14 protein-coding genes are annotated in these 18,367 nt (G+C 60.7%); 10 read left to right on the top strand and 4 right to left on the bottom strand.

What is annotated here, in order from left to right; genetic code table 11:
- The first annotated feature begins 166 nt into the window (after positions 1 to 166).
- From KI797_RS05745 to ygjK, 4 genes are all read left to right on the top strand, one after another.
- On the top strand, positions 167 to 1,423 hold the full coding sequence (locus KI797_RS05745) for an adenylosuccinate synthetase (protein ID WP_218409413.1): 1,257 nt from the start codon (positions 167 to 169) through the stop codon (positions 1,421 to 1,423).
- A 262-nt stretch (positions 1,424 to 1,685) separates the two neighbouring features.
- Positions 1,686 to 2,225, top strand: coding sequence for a YbhB/YbcL family Raf kinase inhibitor-like protein (locus KI797_RS05740; protein ID WP_226171954.1), 540 nt, complete (start codon positions 1,686 to 1,688; stop codon positions 2,223 to 2,225).
- Between the two features lie 11 nt (positions 2,226 to 2,236).
- Positions 2,237 to 3,040: a helix-turn-helix transcriptional regulator gene (locus tag KI797_RS05735; protein WP_226171952.1), complete on the top strand. Its 804-nt coding sequence runs from the start codon at positions 2,237 to 2,239 to the stop codon at positions 3,038 to 3,040.
- 184 nt (positions 3,041 to 3,224) lie between these two features.
- The gene (gene ygjK / locus KI797_RS05730) at positions 3,225 to 5,705 is read left to right on the top strand and encodes an alpha-glucosidase (protein WP_226171950.1); all 2,481 of its coding nucleotides are present in this window, start codon (positions 3,225 to 3,227) and stop codon (positions 5,703 to 5,705) included.
- Positions 5,706 to 5,779: 74 nt separating this feature from the next.
- Here the strand turns inward: ygjK and tyrS are convergent, their stop codons facing one another.
- Positions 5,780 to 6,979: a tyrosine--tRNA ligase gene (gene tyrS, locus KI797_RS05725; protein WP_226171948.1), complete on the bottom strand. Its 1,200-nt coding sequence runs from the start codon at positions 6,977 to 6,979 to the stop codon at positions 5,780 to 5,782.
- Positions 6,980 to 7,093: 114 nt separating this feature from the next.
- Between tyrS and KI797_RS05720 the strand changes: the two genes are divergently transcribed.
- Together KI797_RS05720 and KI797_RS05715 are read left to right on the top strand one after the other, a co-directional pair.
- A complete protein-coding gene (locus KI797_RS05720; protein WP_226171945.1) occupies positions 7,094 to 8,413 on the top strand; it encodes a peptidoglycan DD-metalloendopeptidase family protein in 1,320 nt (439 codons plus the stop codon).
- Positions 8,414 to 8,469: 56 nt separating this feature from the next.
- Complete coding sequence (locus tag KI797_RS05715) at positions 8,470 to 9,594, top strand: anhydro-N-acetylmuramic acid kinase (RefSeq protein ID WP_226171942.1); 1,125 nt, start codon at positions 8,470 to 8,472, stop codon at positions 9,592 to 9,594.
- 91 nt (positions 9,595 to 9,685) lie between these two features.
- Here the strand turns inward: KI797_RS05715 and KI797_RS05710 are convergent, their stop codons facing one another.
- The gene (locus KI797_RS05710; RefSeq protein ID WP_182788160.1) at positions 9,686 to 9,967 is read right to left on the bottom strand and encodes a hypothetical protein; all 282 of its coding nucleotides are present in this window, start codon (positions 9,965 to 9,967) and stop codon (positions 9,686 to 9,688) included.
- Positions 9,968 to 10,374: 407 nt separating this feature from the next.
- Here KI797_RS05710 and KI797_RS05705 point away from each other — a divergent pair, with 407 nt between their 5' ends.
- Positions 10,375 to 11,640, top strand: coding sequence for a RidA family protein (locus KI797_RS05705; protein ID WP_226171925.1), 1,266 nt, complete (start codon positions 10,375 to 10,377; stop codon positions 11,638 to 11,640).
- Between the two features lie 664 nt (positions 11,641 to 12,304).
- Here the strand turns inward: KI797_RS05705 and KI797_RS05700 are convergent.
- Together KI797_RS05700 and tkt are read right to left on the bottom strand one after the other, a co-directional pair.
- A complete protein-coding gene (locus tag KI797_RS05700) occupies positions 12,305 to 13,255 on the bottom strand; it encodes an IS1595-like element ISKpn3 family transposase (protein WP_005342491.1) in 951 nt (316 codons plus the stop codon).
- Positions 13,256 to 13,494: 239 nt separating this feature from the next.
- Positions 13,495 to 15,486: a transketolase gene (gene tkt, locus KI797_RS05695; RefSeq protein WP_042650725.1), complete on the bottom strand. Its 1,992-nt coding sequence runs from the start codon at positions 15,484 to 15,486 to the stop codon at positions 13,495 to 13,497.
- A gap of 341 nt (positions 15,487 to 15,827) precedes the next feature.
- Here tkt and metK point away from each other — a divergent pair, with 341 nt between their 5' ends.
- The 3 genes from metK to KI797_RS05680 all read left to right on the top strand — a co-directional run bounded on the left by metK (position 15,828) and on the right by KI797_RS05680 (position 18,341).
- Complete coding sequence (metK, locus tag KI797_RS05690; RefSeq protein ID WP_005330558.1) at positions 15,828 to 16,979, top strand: methionine adenosyltransferase; 1,152 nt, start codon at positions 15,828 to 15,830, stop codon at positions 16,977 to 16,979.
- Positions 16,980 to 17,047: 68 nt separating this feature from the next.
- The gene (locus tag KI797_RS05685) at positions 17,048 to 17,575 is read left to right on the top strand and encodes a SprT family zinc-dependent metalloprotease (RefSeq protein ID WP_226171921.1); all 528 of its coding nucleotides are present in this window, start codon (positions 17,048 to 17,050) and stop codon (positions 17,573 to 17,575) included.
- A gap of 73 nt (positions 17,576 to 17,648) precedes the next feature.
- Positions 17,649 to 18,341 carry an endonuclease gene (locus tag KI797_RS05680; protein ID WP_005330560.1) on the top strand — a complete coding sequence of 231 codons (693 nt, stop codon included), beginning with the start codon at positions 17,649 to 17,651 and terminating at the stop codon, positions 18,339 to 18,341.
- The last annotated feature ends 26 nt before the right edge of the window (positions 18,342 to 18,367 follow it).

Genomic DNA, 18,367 nt, shown 5'->3' with positions numbered 1-18,367 from the left:
GTAACTCTCACCCACGACTGGCGCGGGGTAGCGCGTCATGGCGGGGCTTTGCCGATAAATTGGCCATAATTATATGGCTTACTTATCGGAATTATAAAGATAATTAATTTTTCTAATCCGCATAGGGCTCCTAGGATGGACGCCTAACGTCTTAGGAGAAAGAGTCATGTCGTCTATCGTAGTCGTAGGTGCTAACTGGGGTGATGAAGGCAAAGGCCGCATCGTCGATTATCTGGCAGGCCAGTCCGCCGCCAGCATCCGTTTCCAGGGCGGCAACAACGCCGGCCACACCGTGGTCAACGATCTTGGCACCTTCAAGCTGCACCAGCTGCCAAGCGGCGTCTTCAACCCGGATTGCCTGGTCGTGCTCGGCCCTGGCATGGTCATCAGCCCGGAGCCGCTGACCAAAGAACTGGCCGAAGTGAAGGCCGCCGGCGTGACTCCGAAACTCGCCATCTCTGACAGAGCCACCTTCTGCCTGCCGATCCACGCGCTGGAAGACACCCTGGAAGAAGTCCGTCTGGGTGATGGTGCCTATGGCTCCACCCGTCAGGGCATTGCCCCGGCTTACGGTGATCGGGTCATGAAAAAGGCGATCCTGGTGGGCTGGCTGAAACAGCCGGACGTGCTGGTCGAGCGCATCCAGTTCTTCCTCGACTGGAAACTGCCGCAGCTCAAGGCGCTCTACCCCAGCTTCGAATTCAAGCAGACCGCCCAGGAGATGGCCGACTGGCTGCTGGAAGTGTCCGCCCCCTGGATCGACGCCGTCTGCAACGTCAGCGAGCCGCTCAAGGCCATCCAGGCCAAGAACGGCACCCTGCTGTTCGAAGCCCAGCTGGGCGCCGGTCGTGACCTCATCTACGGTGAATACCCCTGGGTGACCTCCTCCCACGTCTCCGGCGCCTACGCCGGCATCGGTGGCGGCCTGCCGGCCCTGCGCCCCGAGCGCGTGATTGCCGTGGCCAAGGCGTTCAGCACCTCGGTCGGTACCGGTACCCTGATCACCGCCATGGAGAACCAGGACGAGTTCCGCAAGTTCGCCAACGAGTTCGGCGCCACCACTGGCCGTCCCCGTGACATCGGTTACTTCGATGCGGTCGCCACCAAGCAAGGTCTGGAGATCCAGGCTGCCAACGAAATCGCCCTGACCAAGCTGGACTGCCTCTCCGGCATGCCGGATCTGAAGATCTGCGTGGCCTACGAAGGTGCCAACACCGAGAACCCGATCTGGCCGCAAACCGCCGGTCTGAAGCCGGTGTACGAGTCCATGGAAGCCTGGAGCGAAGACATCTCCCACATCCGCAAGTTCGAAGACTTGCCCAAGGCTGCCCAGCACTACGTGCTGCGCATCGAAGCCCTGCTGGGTGTGCCGGTGCCCATGGTCTCCGTCGGCCCGGGCCGCGAGCAGATGATACTGCGCTAAGCCGCCTGCTCTTCTGTCAGCACAATGTCAAAACCGGCCTCATGGAGGCCGGTTTTTTTATGGCCGCGCACCACTGACCAGCGCGGCATCCCCAACTCCCAGCCACCTCCTTTTCCGACAAAGCGCAGTTCGGCTCAAAATAGACACTCTTCAATCCAACATTGAGCAGTATGGTTGAACCTGGCTCGACCCCCATCGCTAGACTGATCCCGTCATCAGGATCCTCCCATGGGGATCCCCTCATTCATGAAGGAGCACCACCATGAAATTACCCCTGAGTTCGGCCCTGCTCTCCCTGCTGTGCGTGGCGGCCCTGCCCGCCTCTGCCATGACCCTGAAGAGCACGGACATCCAGGAAGGCCAGCTGATGGACAAGGCACTGAGCTTCAACGGCTTCGGCTGCAAGGGGGAGAACCGCTCCCCCCAGCTGAGCTGGCAGGACCTGCCGGCCGGCACCCAAAGCGTCGCCATCACCGCCTATGATCCCGATGCCCCCAGTGGCAGCGGCTGGTGGCACTGGCTGGTGGTGAACCTGCCCGCCAGCCAGAGTTCACTTGCCAGCAACGTCTCCGGCAAACTCAAACAGGGCCTTGAGCTCAGAACCGACTTCGGCAGCCAGGGCTACGGCGGCCCCTGCCCGCCCGCCGGTCACGGCATGCACCGCTACCAGTTCACCGCTTGGGCACTGCCCGAAGCCAAACTCGAGGTCAAGGCAGATACCCCGCCCGCCATGGTAGGCTACATGCTCAATGCCATGGCGCTCGGCAAAGCCACCCTGACCGCCACCTTCGTCACCCCCTAGGAGCCCGCCGGATGAGCACGCCGCTGCTGCAACTGAATCACTATTTCGGGATCCGCCAGCAGCCCCTGCACCGGGTGCTCATCTATGCGCCGACCCTCATCTGGGTACAGCAGGGGCACAAGCAGCTGTGGTGGCAGGACAGGCGCCTATCGTTTGACAAGGGGAGCTGGCTGCTGATCCCGGCAGGCCACCAGCTCACCTTCGTCAACCAGCCCGAGCAGGGCAGGTTCAGCTCCCATGCCCTGACCCTGCTGGCCCCGCCCCCCGCAACCTGGCTGACTGATGCCCCGGCTACCCCGCAGCGGGAGCCGCGCCTTGAGGTAAGCCCGGCACTGGCGTTCTGCTTCGAGCTGATCTGCTCCATGGCCGACCGCAGGCTGAGCGAGGCCACCCAGGCCCAGCTGCTGCACGGCTTCTATGCCGAGCTGCGCGCCGCCCATGCCCTCGATCTGCTGTTTCCCGCCAGCACCATGACGCTCGGGGAGCGGCTGGCCCGCTACCTGGGGGTGGAGCCCGGCGCCGACCACAGGCTGGAGACCCTGGCCCCCCACTTTTCCATGAGTCGCGCCTCCCTGGTGCGCAAGCTGGCCGCCGAGGGGCGCAGCTTTCGCCAGCTGCTGGCCCAGGTGCGCATGAGCCACGCCCTCACCCTGCTGCAACAGGGATTGGGCCCGCTGGAGGCCGCCCTCGCCTGCGGTTACGACTCCCCCGGCCGCTTCGCCGCCCGCTTCAAGCAGGAGTTCGGTCTGACCCCCCACCAATATCTGCGCACCTGCCCCTCAACGGCCCCGCAACGCCAAGTAAATAGTTACTAAAAACGACTCCTGTGTAACCTCATGTAACCCGGTGATCCCGATCACACGGCTCCCCGCCCGTACTGTGACGTAGCGCCAACCTTTCCGCTTTCTTTCCCCTAAAATGGCTTTGAAAACGTTTTTACTAAAATAAACACAAAAAAAGCACCTTCCTTAACCTACAAAATCGTCATTGGAGCGAGATATGTTTCGTAAAAATTTACTTTCCGTCGCCCTGGGTGTCGCCCTGTTTGGTCTGGCCGCCTGTAACGGCAATGACTCAAGCGCACCGACCCCGTCCGACGCCACCCTGGCGAACCAGTACCGGAACGTGATCGATCGCACCGGTACCCCGCTCCAGTTCCGTGACTTTGACAGCTACTCCAACCTCAAATACAACCCCCTGCTCGATCTCGGGGCCTGGCACGGCTTCCTGCTGCCCAAAAGCGACACCGAGTGGGGAGGCTTCACCGGCCCCATGGTGATCGCCGAAGAGTACAGCCTCTTCTTCGCAAGGGAGCTGGACAAGCTGACTCTGAGCGATGAGAGCGGCCGTCAGTACCCCCTCACCAGCGCCAGCAAGCATGAGATCTACGCCATCCCCGGCGCTCTGGTGCAGCGCTTCGAGTTCGAGCCCTTCACCCTGGAGCTGGAGCTGCGCTACGGCGATGCCCGCACCGCCCTTGTCCGCACCCGTCTGGTGAACAATCAGGATGCCCCCCTCACCCTGACCCTCAACTGGCAGGGGGAGCTGCTCCAGCAGTGGGATGCCAGGAAAACGGTCGCCGAGCAGTATCCCGACTGGACCCGCACCCTCCGCCAGAGCGAGCAGGGGATCGAATTCCAGTTCGGCGAACTGCGCAGCACCTGGAACATCATGCAAAGCGGCAGCGCCAGCTATCGCATCGACCGCACCCTACCAAGCCGCACCACCCTGGACGAGAAGGGGCTCGGCTATGTGAGCGAGGCCAGCCTCACCCTGGCCGCCAAGGGTCAGCAGGATATCTACACCCTGCAGAGCTATGTCCACTCTGCTGATGAGGCGAGCCGCTACCAGCAGAGCCGCCAGGCCCTGCTGGCCAAGCCTGCCGACGCCTTCGATGCCTCCATCCGCCGCTGGGAGGGCTACCTCGAGCGCGGCCTCTCCAACCAGGGGATCCCCGAATCGGAGCGCCGCATCGCGGTCAAGGCGATGGAGACCCTCAACGGCAACTGGCGCTCGCCGGCTGGCGCCATCCTCCACGACGGCGTCACCCCCTCCAACACGGCCCGCTGGTTCGACGGCGTCTGGGCCTGGGACAGCTGGAAGCACGCCTACGCCATGGCTCACTTCAACCCGGAGGTGGCCAAGAACAACGTGCGCGCCATGTATGACTACCAGGTTCAGCCGGATGATCCGGTGCGTCCGCAGGATGCCGGCATGGTGATCGACGCCGTCTTCTACAACAAGCTCGCCGATCGCGGTGGCGACGGCGGCAACTGGAACGAGCGGGACACCAAGCCGCCCCTCTCAGCCTGGGCCATCTGGGAGATCTACAGCGCCACCCAGGACAAGGCCTTCATCGCCGAGATGTATCCGAAGATCCAGGCCTATCACGACTGGTGGTACAGGGCGCGGGACAACAACCGCAACGGCATCATCGAATATGGCGCCACCCGCCACGTCGAGCACAACGACGAGTTCGGCAATATCACCTTCAAGGTGCAGTACAGCGGCGCGGTACCGGACGGAGTCGATCTGTCGAGCTGCACCCCCGAGGGGGATGGCTGGTACGGCTGCGCCGGCATGGCGCTCTATCAGCAGGTGCTGAGCGTTGGCGGCTACGCCGAGATGGACATAGGTGCCCAGCACGGCGCCGGCTGGGAGTCCGGCATGGACAACGCCGCCCGCTTCGGCTTTATCGAGCAGGACCAGCTCAAGCGCTACGCCGACAAGGCCTATGGCGGGGACCTGGCCCGTGCGCGCCAGGACTGGAACGTCGCCTTCTTCGAGAACCACGAGGATGACGGCAGCCTCATCGGCTTCTCCATCGATCAGGAGTCGGTGGAGCTCAACGCCTTCCTCGCGAAAGAGAAGCGCATCCTAGCGGACATGGCAGATCTGCTCGGCAAGCCGGATGAAGGGATCCGCTACCGCGACGGCGCGACCCAGCTGGCCGGCTACATCAACAGTTGCCTGTTCGATGAAGCCTCCGGCTTCTATTACGATCGCCAGATTGCCCAGGGCGATGTGGCGGACGCCAACGGCTGCGTCGGCAAGTTGCTGACCGCCCGTGGCCGTGGCCCGGAAGGCTGGAGCCCGCTCTGGGCCGAGGTGGCCGACAAGGAGAAGGCGGCGCGGGTGCGCGAGGTGATGCTGAGCAGCCAGGAGTTCAACACCAAGGTGCCGCTCGGCACGGCGGCCCTGACCAACCCGGCCTATGACCCCGACATCTACTGGCGTGGCCGGGTCTGGCTGGATCAGTTCTACTTCGGGGTGAAGGGGCTGGAGAACTACGGCTATCGTGACGACGCCCAGATGCTGGTCAACAAGCTGTTTGCCAATGCCGAGGGGCTGGCGGGCAGCGGCCCCATCCGCGAGAACTACAACCCGGAAACCGGCGCCATGCAGGGGGCCAGCAACTTCAGCTGGAGTTCGGCCCACCTCTATATGCTCTATCGCAACTTCCTGAAAAAAGAGGGGTAATCCCCGCTGACCCGGTAAATGACGCAACAAAAAGGCCTCCAGATGGAGGCCTTCTTTCTATCAGGGGAGCGCGCTTACTTGACGGTCACCCGGGCAAACTTGCGCTTGCCGACCTGATAGACGGCGGTGCCGGCAGCGATCAGCGCCTTGCCATCGTCCAGCTTGTCACCATCCACCTTGACCGCGCCCTGCTTGATCATCCGCAGTGCCTCGGAGGTGGTCTCCACCAGGCCGGCGTCTTTGAGCAGGTTGGCGATCGGCAGACCTTCGCTTTCCAGGGCCAGCTCAACTTCCGGCATCTCGTCCGGAATGGCGTTCTTGGAGAAGCGCTGGGTGAAATCTTCGTGGGCCGCTTCGGCCGCCGCTTCGTCGTGGTAGCGGGTGATGATCTCTTTCGCCAGCCAGATCTTCACATCCCGCGGGTTCAGGGTCCCGGCTTCGATGCCGGCCTTGAAGCCTTCGATGTCCGCCAGCGGGCGGGAGGAGAGCAGCTCGTAGTAGTTCCACATCAGGGTGTCGGTGATGGACATGATCTTGCCGAACATCTCCCCCGGGGCATCGTGCACGCCTATGTAGTTGGCGGCGGACTTGGACATCTTCTTGACGCCGTCCAGACCCACCAGCAGTGGCATCATCAGCACGCACTGGGCGGCCATGCCGGCATCTTTTTGCAGCTCGCGACCCATCAGCAGGTTGAACTTCTGATCGGTACCGCCGAGCTCGACGTCCGCCTTGAGCGCGACCGAGTCATAGCCTTGCAGCAGCGGATAGAGGAATTCGTGAATGGCGATGGACTGGCCGCCGCTGTAGCGCTTCTTGAAGTCGTCGCGCTCCATCATGCGGGCCACTGTCTGCTTGGCCGCCAGCTTGATCATGCCGGTCGCGCCCAGCTCACCCAGCCAGCTGGAGTTGTACTCGATGCGGGTCTTGGCGGGATCCAGGATCTTGAACGCCTGCTCGGCATAGGTGAGGGCGTTGTGCTTGATGGCCTCTTCGGAGAGCGGCGGGCGGGTGCTGTTCTTGCCGGACGGGTCGCCCACCATGGCGGTGAAGTCGCCGATCAGCAGGATGATCTCGTGGCCCAGGTCCTGGAAGGTCTTCAGCTTGTTGAGGATCACTGTGTGACCCAGGTGAATGTCCGGAGCCGTCGGGTCCATCCCCAGCTTGATGCGCAGCGGGCGCCCTTCCTTCAACTTGGCGACAAGTTCTTCTTCAACCAGAATTTCTTCCGCTCCGCGCTTGATCTCGGCTAGCGCCACCTCGAGCTGGGACATTTTTTGACTCTCCAATCACGATTCCACAGGGCCAGACATATTACTGGAATGGCAGGCCAATTGGAAAGGCGGTAAACTCCGACCTTCTTCTGGGTTCAACTTCGTCAGCTTCTCATGGTCATTTGGCACGCCTTCAACTCTCTTCCTACCTGGCACCGCAAGATGGTGCTTATTCTGAGCATTCTGGTGATGATGCTGGCAGCCTGGCCAAGCGAACAGGCCGTCGCCACCCGGGTCGATGACAACGGCAACGAACTTGCCCTGCACCAGCCCGCCGACGCGGCCGCCGCCACCGATGAACTCGAGGACGCGCAGCCCCTCACCCCGCCCAAGCCGCGCTACATCACCAAGCAGGTGAAGGTGCGCCGGGGCGACAACATGGGGGTCATCTTCCAGCGCATCGGGCTCAATACCACTGATCTTCATCTTATCGATCAGCTCGACGGCAGCGATCCCCTGCGCATGCTGCAGCCGGGACAGGAGCTCACCTTCAAGCTCACCGAACAGGGCGAGCTGCACAGCCTCTACTACCCCCACAGCCTGGAGCAGGCGCTCAAGGTGAGCCGCAAGGACGACAGCTTCGTGGCCAGACCGGTGCGCCTCGAGCTCGACACCCGCGAGCAGGTGGCGAAGGGGGAGATCCGATCCAGCTTCTGGGGCGCCGCCAGCGAGGCGGGCATGACGGAGGATCAGATCATGGATCTCGCCGCCATCTTCGGCTGGGACATCGATTTTGCCCAGGACCTGCAGCCGGGGGACAGCTTTAGGGTGGTCTATCAGGACAAGTATCAGGATGACGAGCGGGTGGCCTCCGGCGACATCCTGGCCGCCGAGTTCATCAACCAGGGGGCCATCTATCGCGCCGTGCTGAACCAGGATGGCAACTACTACACCCCGGAAGGCAAGGCGATGCGCAAGAGCTTCCTGCGCGCCCCGGTCAACTTCAAATACATCAGCTCCAACTTCAATCCGCGTCGCCTGCACCCTGTCACCGGCAAGGTGCGCCCCCACAACGGCATCGACTACGTGGCCCCCGTGGGCACCCCCATCATGGCGGCGGGCTCCGGCAGCGTGGTGGCCGCCGGTTACAACCAGTTCAACGGCAACTATGTCTTCATCAAGCACGCCGGCAACTACGTGACCAAGTACCTGCACCTCTCCAAGCGCACCGTGAACAAGGGCCAGCGGGTGAAACAGGGGCAGACCATAGGCCTGCTGGGAGGCACCGGCCGCGTCACGGGCCCGCACCTGCACTATGAATTCGTGGTGGGCGGCGTGCACAAGAACCCGCGCACCCTCAACTTGCCCCAGGCCGAGACCCTCACCGGGCGCGCACTGGCCAGCTTCAAGGCACAGGCCAGACCGCAACTGGCCAAGCTTGACAGCACGGACCTGCAACTGGCCCAGAACCAGCGGGACAGCAACGGCAGCTAAGAGTCGCCCCACTGCCATCGTGGCTGCTGTAAATGAACAGATAACAAGGAGAGGCCATGAGCGAGCGCTATATCGGATTGATGTCGGGTACCAGCATGGATGGCATCGATGCCGTGCTGGTCACTCTGGATGGGGAAACTCTTCGGGTGGAGGCGGCGCTCTGCCACCCCTGGCCAGAGGCAACGGCGCGCGAGCTTCACGCCCTCTGCACCCCGGGGGAGAACGAAATAGACCGCATGGGTGTGGCCGACAATCGCGTGGCGCAGGAATTTGCCGCCGCCACCCTGGCGCTGCTTGCCAAGGCAGGGCGTGAGCCCAAGGATATCCGCGCCATCGGCTCCCACGGCCAGACAGTGCGCCACCGCCCCCAGCTCGGCTTTACCTTGCAGATCGGCAATGCGGCCCTGCTGGCGGCGCTGACCGGCATCGACGTCATTGCCGATTTTCGCACCCTGGACATGGCCCTCGGCGGTCAGGGGGCGCCGCTGGTGCCCGCCTTCCATCAGGCCATTTTTGCCAAACCGGGCGCCCTGCGGGTGGTGCTGAACCTCGGCGGCATCGCCAATATCTCTGTGTTGCCGGGCCATGCCGACGGGGGCTCTGGTTCAGGGGTATATGGCTTCGATACCGGTCCCGCCAACACCCTGCTCGATGGCTGGTATCGCCGCCATCAGCCCGACGGCGGCAGCTATGACGCCGGTGGCCAGTGGGCGGCCAGCGGCCAGCTTGTTCCCGAGCTGCTAGCCAAACTGCTGGCTCACCCCTACTTCACCGCCCCCGCCCCCAAGAGCACGGGTCGGGAGATGTTCACCCTGAAGTGGCTAGACCACGAGCTGGCAGGCACGGCATACGCCCCGGTGGATGTACAGCGCACCCTGCAGGCGCTGACCTGCCACAGCATAGCCCGCCAGCTGCCCGCAGTGGATGAGACGCAAACCAGGCCAGAGCTGTTCGTCTGCGGCGGCGGCGCCCACAACGGTCCCCTGCTGGCGGAACTCGCCGCCCTGCTGCCCCGCTGGCGCCTTACCAGCACGGCCGAGCTGGGGCTCGCCCCAGACTGGGTGGAAGGAGCCGCGTTTGCCTGGCTGGCACAGCGCTTCATGACGCGCCAGCCCGGCAACCTGCCCGCCGTCACCGGCGCCAGCCGACCGACGGTGCTGGGCGCACTCTACCCCGCCTGAGCGGGCAACCTGCGCACACGCACAGAGAGGGCGGCACATGCCGCCCTCTCTGTCATTGTCCGGCTCTGCCGGCAGACGTTATCGACCGTGTTCATCCCCCTTCTTTTTCACACTGCAATTTCATTGCATAAATCTGGATGTCATATGCAGCCCGTATTGGTTGATTGCAGCGGCTCGCTTGCGTCAATGACATCGTCGTCATGCAGCCTGGGTGAATGATATTTCCCGCCGCTGTTTCAAGGGTCGAAAACGGGCACTGGCTAACATATTTTTGATGTTGCTGACAGCCCCATCCATGGGCATAAAATGCATAGCCATTCATATTGGAGTGCATGAACAGCAAAATATTGCCGATGATTAACCCTTTATTCACAGAATTGATCAACGATGGCCCGGTACAAACCCACGTACTGCGGCCATTTCCCTTATAAGGCGCGTTATGACACCCGGTCAGCCGTTATATATGGTGAATTGAACCGCATTTTAGCTATATTTCAGAGCATTGAGCCACCTCATAGAAATGCGATCCCGGTTTGCATCCCCTGGTCGGCCCCCCATAGAATCCCCCTGTCTGAATCATCAACCCGATCCATTTCTCCATCAGCCGCTCGCCCACGCAGGCGACGTCGAAGCCAGACTCGAAACAGCGATGACTGTTTTCCGTATCACCCGTCGTCATTCGTCGGGAACGGGCAACTGTTGCCGAAATAAAGCGAGGTGTGCGGCAAACGAGGAAGGAAGGCGTTGACCCTACATCAATAAAGAGAAAGGAGTATCGCCATGAGTGGTACCATCATCAAATCCGCCAGAAATACCCTCAATGCACCGCAGGATCTGGGCCCCTGCACCCAGAGCGTGGCCTTCTCCCACTACAACAATATTTCCGCCCAGCTCCCCGTCGATACCAAGACAGGCAAACTGGTGAGTGGCGATATCCAAGCCCAGGCCAGACAGTGCCTGACCAATATCCAGGCCATAGTCCAGAGCATCGGCCACGTCATGGACGACATGGTGAAAGTCACCCTCTTCCTCAAAGACATGGGGGATCTGGAGGCGGTCGACGCCGTCTATCGGGAATTTTTCCCCCACCATCTGCCAACCCGCACCGTGCTCGCCGTGGCCGGTCTGCCGCTCGGTGCAGCCGTCCAGATGGACGCCCTGCTCTCCAATGGGGAAGGCACCTTCCCGCAGGCACCCTGCCCGCTGGTGAAACTCTCCCGCAACAGCGACAAGGCACCGCAGGATCCGCTCTCGACCCATACCGTCGCCTTCTCCCACTACAACAATATCGGTGCCCAGCTGCCGGTGGATGCCACCACCGGCCAGCTGGTTGCCGGCGGCATCCAGGAGCAGGCGGCCCAGTGCCTGCGCAACATCAAAAACGTGCTGGAGAGCATAGATGTGCCGTTTGACGATATCGTCAAGGTCACCGTCTATCTGACCAGCCTGGTGGATCTGGACGCCGTCAACGAGGTTTACCGCACCTTCTTCCCGGACTCCGCCATCGCCCGCGCCGTCGCCTATCTGCCGGCCCGCAGCGTGATCGCGGCCTCCGCCCTGCCGCAGGGTGCCAGGGTGCAGATGGATGCGGTGATCTCCCACGGTGACGGCACTCCGCCGCAGCTGGTAGAAGACAGACACAATCTGGTGATCAGCGCCCGCAATACCGACAAGGCGCCGCGCAGCCCCCTGCACACCCAGACTGTCGCCTTCTCCCACTACAACCATATCGCCGGCCAACTGCCGCTCGACATGGCCACAGGCAAAGTGCTGACCGGCTGTATCCGTGAGCAGACCGCCCAGTGCCTCGGCCATATCAAGACCATCGTCGAGAGTATCGGCCACGTGATGGACGATATCGTCAAGGTCAATATCCAGGTGAAGAACATCGAGGATCTGGACGCAGTAAACGCCATCTATACCAAATACTTCCCGAACTATCTGCCCGCCCGCACCGTCATTGGGGTGAGCGAGTTGCCCGCCGGCGCCCTGGTGCAGATTGATGCGGTGATGTCCAACGCGGAAAGTACCCCGCCGCAGGCGTAAGACATGCCCTGAATAATAAAAAGAGACCGGCTATATGTCGGTCTCTTTTTTGGTAACAGGAAAGAATATTATTTTTATGGCATCAACGTAAAGAACGCGAACGTTCGATTACGCTTCGCTAATCGAACCTACGAGACAATAATATTTTCACGCTTAATCTTTCTCTATCGCTTTTTTAATTCCATTGTAATAATAACCGTCTTCAGGCTCTTGACCAAATGCGATCTGCATTATCATCTTAATCATCATAACTGTCCCGATTTTAATGCCGTTCTCATCTACCTCTGCACCTGAGTAATCTGGGTGGATTGATGACTCATAATTTATGACCCAGTAAACACCAATTTTGTTTGTGACCTCAAGCATTCTATTAAAAATACTAGGGAAAGTGCGAACAAGTATCCCACGAACAAAAAATGAAAATTTTAGTCATTTAATATCAATGGGTTACCAGTAAATGCTCTCGTGCCATATGACTTATTCGCACCTTCCTTAGAGTCTCACCATTGATTCCCCAGTGATCAGTAAAAAAATCTCTTGGTTTTGATATAATAAAATCTCTACACATTTCATATGATGATATATATACAGAAGCGCTCATTAAGTTCTCTCGCAACTTCTTTGGATTTGTTAGCTTTTCCCATGCTTCCATAACTATACCTGATTACCCATGACCCTCAGCCAGCTTCAAGAGCCGATATGGCATCGGAGGGCTTGCCACGACTGCATGCCCCAATTCAACCAACATGCTCTTGAGGTCAAAACGATGATTAAACCGGAAGCAGTATTCCGCAAGATGCCTTGGTAAATGCTTCGCTCCGAGCGTATGGCAACTGCCCCGCAGCGAGTTTTTCACATTTCCTATCATCGTGTTTACCCAGTTGAATGCCGGATGATCCAGCCAGTCCAGGTTGCCCCCGGTGACAACACCCAGGTGCTCACAATTGGCCTCCTTGACCGCTTTGAAACAGGCCAATCCATCGGATATCACCGCGCTACCACTGGCAATATGCCGTTTTGCCCAATCAGCAACGGACTTGGTTTTGAAACCATCGACCACCGTCATCCGCATCTTGATTGGATGTCCTTCCTTGTTCAGGGCCACTGCTGCCACAAACGGCGTCTTGCCTGCCGCGCCCCGACCCCGTTTGCCACCACGGCGCTCGCCACCCCAGTAGACATCATCGAGCTGAATGATGCCGCTGATGGGCTGCTTGTCATCGGACTCTTTCATGGCTTGCAGCAGCTTGTGCTTGAGCATCCAGGCGGTGTCATATTTGACGCCCAACTGGCGCTTTAGCTCCATCGCTGACAAGCCTGTTTTGGTTTGTGACAACAGGTGCATTGCCAGAAACCACTTGGTCAGTGGGAGCTTGGTGTTTGCGAAAATCGTGTTTCCAGTCAATGACATCTGGTGACGGCAGTGATTGCATTGCCACACACGTGGCCGCCTTCTCAGGCGACAACAGGTCTTGTTGGCACATTCAGGGCAGACAAAGCCGTTAGGAAAACGCCAAGTGAACAGCGCGTTTTCGCACTGAGCCTCAGTGCCATAGTCCTTGAGAAACTCAAACAGGCTGTAGCCTTTCTGGAATTGGATTTTGCTTTTGGCCATGATCTCGCACCTCGATAACTGTACGTAAGATCAGTATAGTTCGTGGTAACTGACTGCTAATCATGGGTAATCAGGTAACTATATCTCCAAGAAATTAAATTGAAGGATAACTCACTTTATAAGCTGCTATAACAAACTTTTAATATTATATTTCAAGCTCATAAAAAAGCCCCCCATCTTGCGATGGAGGGCATTTTATCGTTCAGGCTATTGGGCCAGTGCGACCCAATGGTCAGCGATTACAGGGACTCTGCAGTCGCAACCACGTTTTCCACGGTAAAGCCGAATTCCTTGAACAGCAGCTCGGCCGGGGCGGACTCACCGAAGGTGGTCATGCCGATGATCTTGCCGCCGAAGCCCACGTACTTGTACCAGTAGTCGGCGATGCCCGCTTCGATGGCGACACGCTTGGTGACGCTGGACGGCAGGACGGACTCCTTGTACTCGGCAGATTGGGCGTCGAACACGTCGGTGGCCGGCAGGGAGACCACACGCACGGCGCGGCCCTTGGCAGTCAGCTGCTCGTAAGCTGCAACGGCCAGCTCCACTTCGGAACCGGTGGCGATCAGGAGAAGCTCCGGGGTACCGGCGCAATCCTTCAGCACATAGCCACCCTTGGCCACATCGGCCAACTGCTGGGCGGTGCGGTCCATCTGGGGCAGGTTCTGACGGGAGAAGATCAGGGAGGTCGGACCGTCGGTACGCTCGATGGCGTGCTTCCAGGCGATGGCGGACTCTACCTGGTCACAGGGGCGCCAGGTGCTCATGTTCGGGGTCAGACGCAGGGAGGCGATCTGCTCGACCGGCTGGTGAGTCGGGCCATCTTCACCCAGACCGATGGAGTCGTGGGTGTAAACGAAGATGGCACGCTGCTTCATCAGGGCGGCCATGCGCAGGGCGTTGCGGGCGTACTCCATGAACATCAGGAAGGTGGCGCCGTAGGGGATGAAACCACCGTGCAGGGCGATACCGTTCATGATGGCGGACATGGCGAACTCGCGCACACCGTAGTGAATGTAGTTGCCGGAGGCATCTTCATTGGTCAGGGACTTGGAGCCGGACCACATGGTCAGGTTGGACGGGGCCAGGTCGGCGGAACCACCCATGAACTCCGGCAGCAGCTTGCCGAAGGCTTCCAGAGCGTTCTGGGAGGCCTTGCGGGTGGCGATCTTGGCCGGGTTGGCTTGCAGAGTCTCGATGATCTTGGCGGACTCTGCGGCCCAGTTGGCCGGCAGCTCGCCAGTGGTGCGACGCTTGAATTCGGCGGCCAGGGCCGGGTGCGCGGCTTCATAGGCGGCAAACTTGGCAGCCCAGTCGGATTCGAGCTTGGTGCCCTTTTCTTGCGCATTCCACTCGGCGGCGATCTCGGACGGGATGACGAACGGTGCGTGGTCCCATTTCAGGAAGGCACGGGCGGCGGCGATCTCGTCGTTGCCCAGCGGTGAGCCGTGGCAGTCGTGGGAGCCGGACTTGTTCGGGGAACCGTAACCGATGATGGTGCGGCAGCAGATCAGGGTCGGCTTGCCGGTCTCGGCCTTGGCGGCTTCGATGGCGGCATTGATGGCTTCCGGGCTGTGACCGTCAACGGCCGGGATGACGTGCCAGCCGTAGGCTTCGAAACGCTTGGGGGTGTCGTCGGTGAACCAGCCTTCCACGTGACCGTCGATGGAGATACCGTTGTCATCCCAGAACGCGATCAGTTTGCCCAGCTGCAGGGTACCGGCCAGGGAGCAAGCCTCGTGGGAGATACCTTCCATCAGGCAGCCGTCGCCCATGAAGGCGTAGGTGTAATGGTCAACGATGTCGTGACCCGGCTGGTTGAACTGCTCGGCCATGGCCTTCTCGGCGATCGCCATGCCCACGGCATTGGTGATGCCCTGACCCAGCGGGCCAGTGGTGGTCTCGATGCCAGGGGCATAACCGTACTCCGGGTGACCCGGGGTGCGAGAGTGCAGTTGGCGGAAGTTTTTCAGATCATCGATGGAGAGGTCGTAACCGGAGAGATGCAGCAGGGAGTAAAGCAGCATGGAGCCGTGGCCGTTGGACAGCACGAAGCGGTCACGGTCGGCCCACTTGGGGTTATTCGGGTTGTGCTTGAGGTGGCCACGCCACAGCACTTCGGCGATATCTGCCATTCCCATGGGGGCGCCCGGGTGACCGGAGTTGGCTTTTTGAACGGCATCCATACTCAATGCGCGAATGGCATTGGCAAGCTCTTTACGAGAAGGCATCTGTATCTCCTGCGATTGCTTCATTTGATGGCCAAGATTAAGGCGCGTTATTGTCCCAGCAGGGCGGGCGCGGTGCAAATATTATCTGGGCGAATAAAGTGGCTTTGGGAGCACAATCGCTTTTCTGGCCCGGGAAAACGATTCAATCCGCCCCCTCCCTTACCTCCATGGAGGTGGATCCAGGCTGCACCTTGGCCCGGCCGGGTCCAACCCCAAATAGTGCTGGCAATCACCCTGTGACCTAATTAAAATAGACGTCCAGATGTAGATACCTCTACAGTCATCCTGTCATTTTCCGGTTATGGCCAAGGCGATAACCCCATACGAATCGAGAACCAATCATGGCAAAGCTGTTTACTTCCGAGTCGGTCTCCGAAGGCCATCCCGATAAAATCGCCGACCAGATCTCCGATGCGGTGCTGGACGCCATCCTGGTGCAAGACACCAAGGCCCGCGTCGCCTGCGAGACTCTGGTCAAGACCGGCATGGTGATGGTGGCCGGCGAAGTAACCACCTCTGCCTGGGTCGACATCGAGCAGATCGTGCGCGACACCGTGCGCGAGATAGGTTACACCCACTCCGACATGGGCTTCGATGCCGACTCCTGCGCCGTGCTGAACGCCATCGGCAAGCAGTCCCCTGACATCAACCAGGGTGTGGATCGTACCGATCCGCTGGAGCAGGGCGCCGGTGACCAGGGCCTGATGTTCGGCTATGCCACCAACGAAACCGACGTGCTGATGCCCGCCCCCATCACCTACTCCCACCTGCTGGTGAAGCGTCAGGCCGAAGTGCGCAAGAACGGCACCCTGCCGTGGCTGCGCCCGGATGCCAAGAGCCAGCTCACCTTCGCCTACGACAGCGAAGGCAAGATCCTGGGTGTGGATGCCGTGGTGCTCTCTACCCAGCATTGCGACTCCATCAGCCACAAGGATCTGGTGGAAGCGGTGCGCGAGGAGATCATCAAGCCGGTGCTGCCGGCCGAGTGGATCAACAAGGACACCAAGTACTTCATCAACCCGACCGGCCGTTTCGTCATCGGCGGCCCCATGGGTGACTGCGGTCTGACCGGTCGCAAGATCATCGTCGACACCTACGGCGGCATGGCCCGTCACGGTGGTGGCGCCTTCTCCGGCAAAGACCCTTCCAAAGTGGACCGTTCTGCCGCCTACGCCGCCCGCTATGTGGCCAAGAACATCGTTGCCGCCGGTCTGGCTGCCCGCTGTGAAGTCCAGGTTTCCTACGCCATCGGCGTGGCCGAGCCGACCTCCATCAGCGTCGAGACCTTCGGCACCGGCAAGGTAGCCGAGGAGCTGCTGGTCAAGCTGGTGCGCGAGTTCTTCGAGCTGCGCCCCTACGGCCTCATCGAGATGCTGGATCTCAAGCGTCCCATCTACCAGGCAACTGCCGCCTACGGCCACTTCGGCCGTGACGAGTTCCCCTGGGAGAAGACCGACAAGGCCGCTCTGCTGCGCGACGCCGCCGGTCTGTAAGGCTGGTCGTTGTGATAAAAGGGGAGCCTGGCTCCCCTTTTGCTTATCCGCTACCCGACGAGATCTCGATGTCTGCCACCAGAGTCCAACTCGACGCTTCCCTGCTCCAGCTGCTGCACCAGCGGGTCGACGCCTGCTTAGTGCAGGCGGAGGCACGCCTCGGCCGCCCCTTCCCGCGCCCGCAGATCCACTGCAACATGCGGGGCCGGGCGGCGGGGTCAGCGCGGCTGCAAACCTGGGAGTTGCGCTTCAACCCCGCCCTCTATCAGGCCAACCAGCAGGCCTTTCTGGCCGAGGTGGTGCCCCATGAGGTGGCGCACCTGCTGGTCTATGCGCTCTGGGGGGAAGGACGCGGCAAGTCGCGGGTGCTGCCCCACGGCCGCCAGTGGCAGTCAGTGATGCGGGAGGTGTTTGCGCTCGCCCCCAACACCACCCACAGCTTCGATCTCGCCGTGCTGGCCCAGCGCACCCATGCCTACGCCTGTGCCTGCCAGCAGCATCAGCTCTCGGTGCGTCGTCACAACAAGGTGGTGCGCGGCGAGGCCCGCTATCACTGCCGCCGCTGTCGCCAGCCCCTGGTGCTGACAGCGGATTGAGTCAACCCGTGTCGCGCCCCTGTGATAGGGTACGCGGCTTCTTCATTCACTCGTTTCATTGCCAAGGATCTTCATGTTTCGCCCTCTGATTTCCCTCTGCCTAGCCCTGCTGGTCAGTGCCCCGGCCCATGCCCAGGCCCCCCAGACCTTTCGCGCCGCCAAGCAGGATCTGAACAAGCTCTATCAGAGCCACCCCACCACCTTCTATTGCGGCTGCAACATCAAGTTCAGCGGCAAACAGATGGCCCCGGACTGGGAGAGCTGCGGCTACCTGCCGCGCAAGCAGGCCAATCGTGCCTCTCGTATCGAGTGGGAGCACGTGGTGCCCGCCTGGGAGTTCGGCCACCAGCTCCAGTGCTGGCAGGAGGGCGGGCGCAAGAACTGCGGCAAGAGTGACGAGTTCAACAAGATGGAGGGGGACATGCACAACCTCTTCCCCGCCATCGGCGAGGTGAACGGCGATCGGGCCAACTACCGCTTCTCCGACTGGAACGGCAAGCCGAACCAGTACGGCAAGTGCCAGATGCTGGTGGACTTCAAGGATCGCCGGGTGCAGCCGCCCAAGGGGCCGGTGCGCGGCCAGATAGCCCGCGCCTACCTCTACATGGGCCAGCAGTATGGGCTGCGCCTGGCCGCCCAACAGCGTAAACTGTTCGAGGCCTGGGACAGGCAGTACCCGGCCGACCGCTGGGAGTGCGAGCGCAACAGCCGCATCGGCAAACTGCAGGGCAATACCAACCCCTTCATTGAAAAGCAGTGCCAATAGCCCCATTTGACAGGGAGGGTCACCCC

The organism is Aeromonas media, assembly GCF_020423125.1.
Classification (GTDB): domain Bacteria; phylum Pseudomonadota; class Gammaproteobacteria; order Enterobacterales; family Aeromonadaceae; genus Aeromonas; species Aeromonas media.
This window is presented reverse-complemented; position numbering and strand designations above follow the sequence as displayed.

What these genes read in the sequence shown, in the direction of transcription:
- KI797_RS05745 (WP_218409413.1), top strand. Translation starts at nt 167, where the DNA reads ATGTCGTCTATCGTAGTCGTAGGTGCTAACTGGGGTGATGAAGGCAAA.
- KI797_RS05740 (WP_226171954.1), top strand. Translation starts at nt 1,686, where the DNA reads ATGAAATTACCCCTGAGTTCGGCCCTGCTCTCCCTGCTGTGCGTGGCG.
- KI797_RS05735 (WP_226171952.1), top strand. Translation starts at nt 2,237, where the DNA reads ATGAGCACGCCGCTGCTGCAACTGAATCACTATTTCGGGATCCGCCAG.
- ygjK (WP_226171950.1), top strand. Translation starts at nt 3,225, where the DNA reads ATGTTTCGTAAAAATTTACTTTCCGTCGCCCTGGGTGTCGCCCTGTTT.
- tyrS (WP_226171948.1), bottom strand. Translation starts at nt 6,979, where the DNA reads ATGTCCCAGCTCGAGGTGGCGCTAGCCGAGATCAAGCGCGGAGCGGAA.
- KI797_RS05720 (WP_226171945.1), top strand. Translation starts at nt 7,094, where the DNA reads ATGGTCATTTGGCACGCCTTCAACTCTCTTCCTACCTGGCACCGCAAG.
- KI797_RS05715 (WP_226171942.1), top strand. Translation starts at nt 8,470, where the DNA reads ATGAGCGAGCGCTATATCGGATTGATGTCGGGTACCAGCATGGATGGC.
- KI797_RS05705 (WP_226171925.1), top strand. Translation starts at nt 10,375, where the DNA reads ATGAGTGGTACCATCATCAAATCCGCCAGAAATACCCTCAATGCACCG.
- KI797_RS05700 (WP_005342491.1), bottom strand. Translation starts at nt 13,255, where the DNA reads ATGGCCAAAAGCAAAATCCAATTCCAGAAAGGCTACAGCCTGTTTGAG.
- tkt (WP_042650725.1), bottom strand. Translation starts at nt 15,486, where the DNA reads ATGCCTTCTCGTAAAGAGCTTGCCAATGCCATTCGCGCATTGAGTATG.
- metK (WP_005330558.1), top strand. Translation starts at nt 15,828, where the DNA reads ATGGCAAAGCTGTTTACTTCCGAGTCGGTCTCCGAAGGCCATCCCGAT.
- KI797_RS05685 (WP_226171921.1), top strand. Translation starts at nt 17,048, where the DNA reads ATGTCTGCCACCAGAGTCCAACTCGACGCTTCCCTGCTCCAGCTGCTG.
- KI797_RS05680 (WP_005330560.1), top strand. Translation starts at nt 17,649, where the DNA reads ATGTTTCGCCCTCTGATTTCCCTCTGCCTAGCCCTGCTGGTCAGTGCC.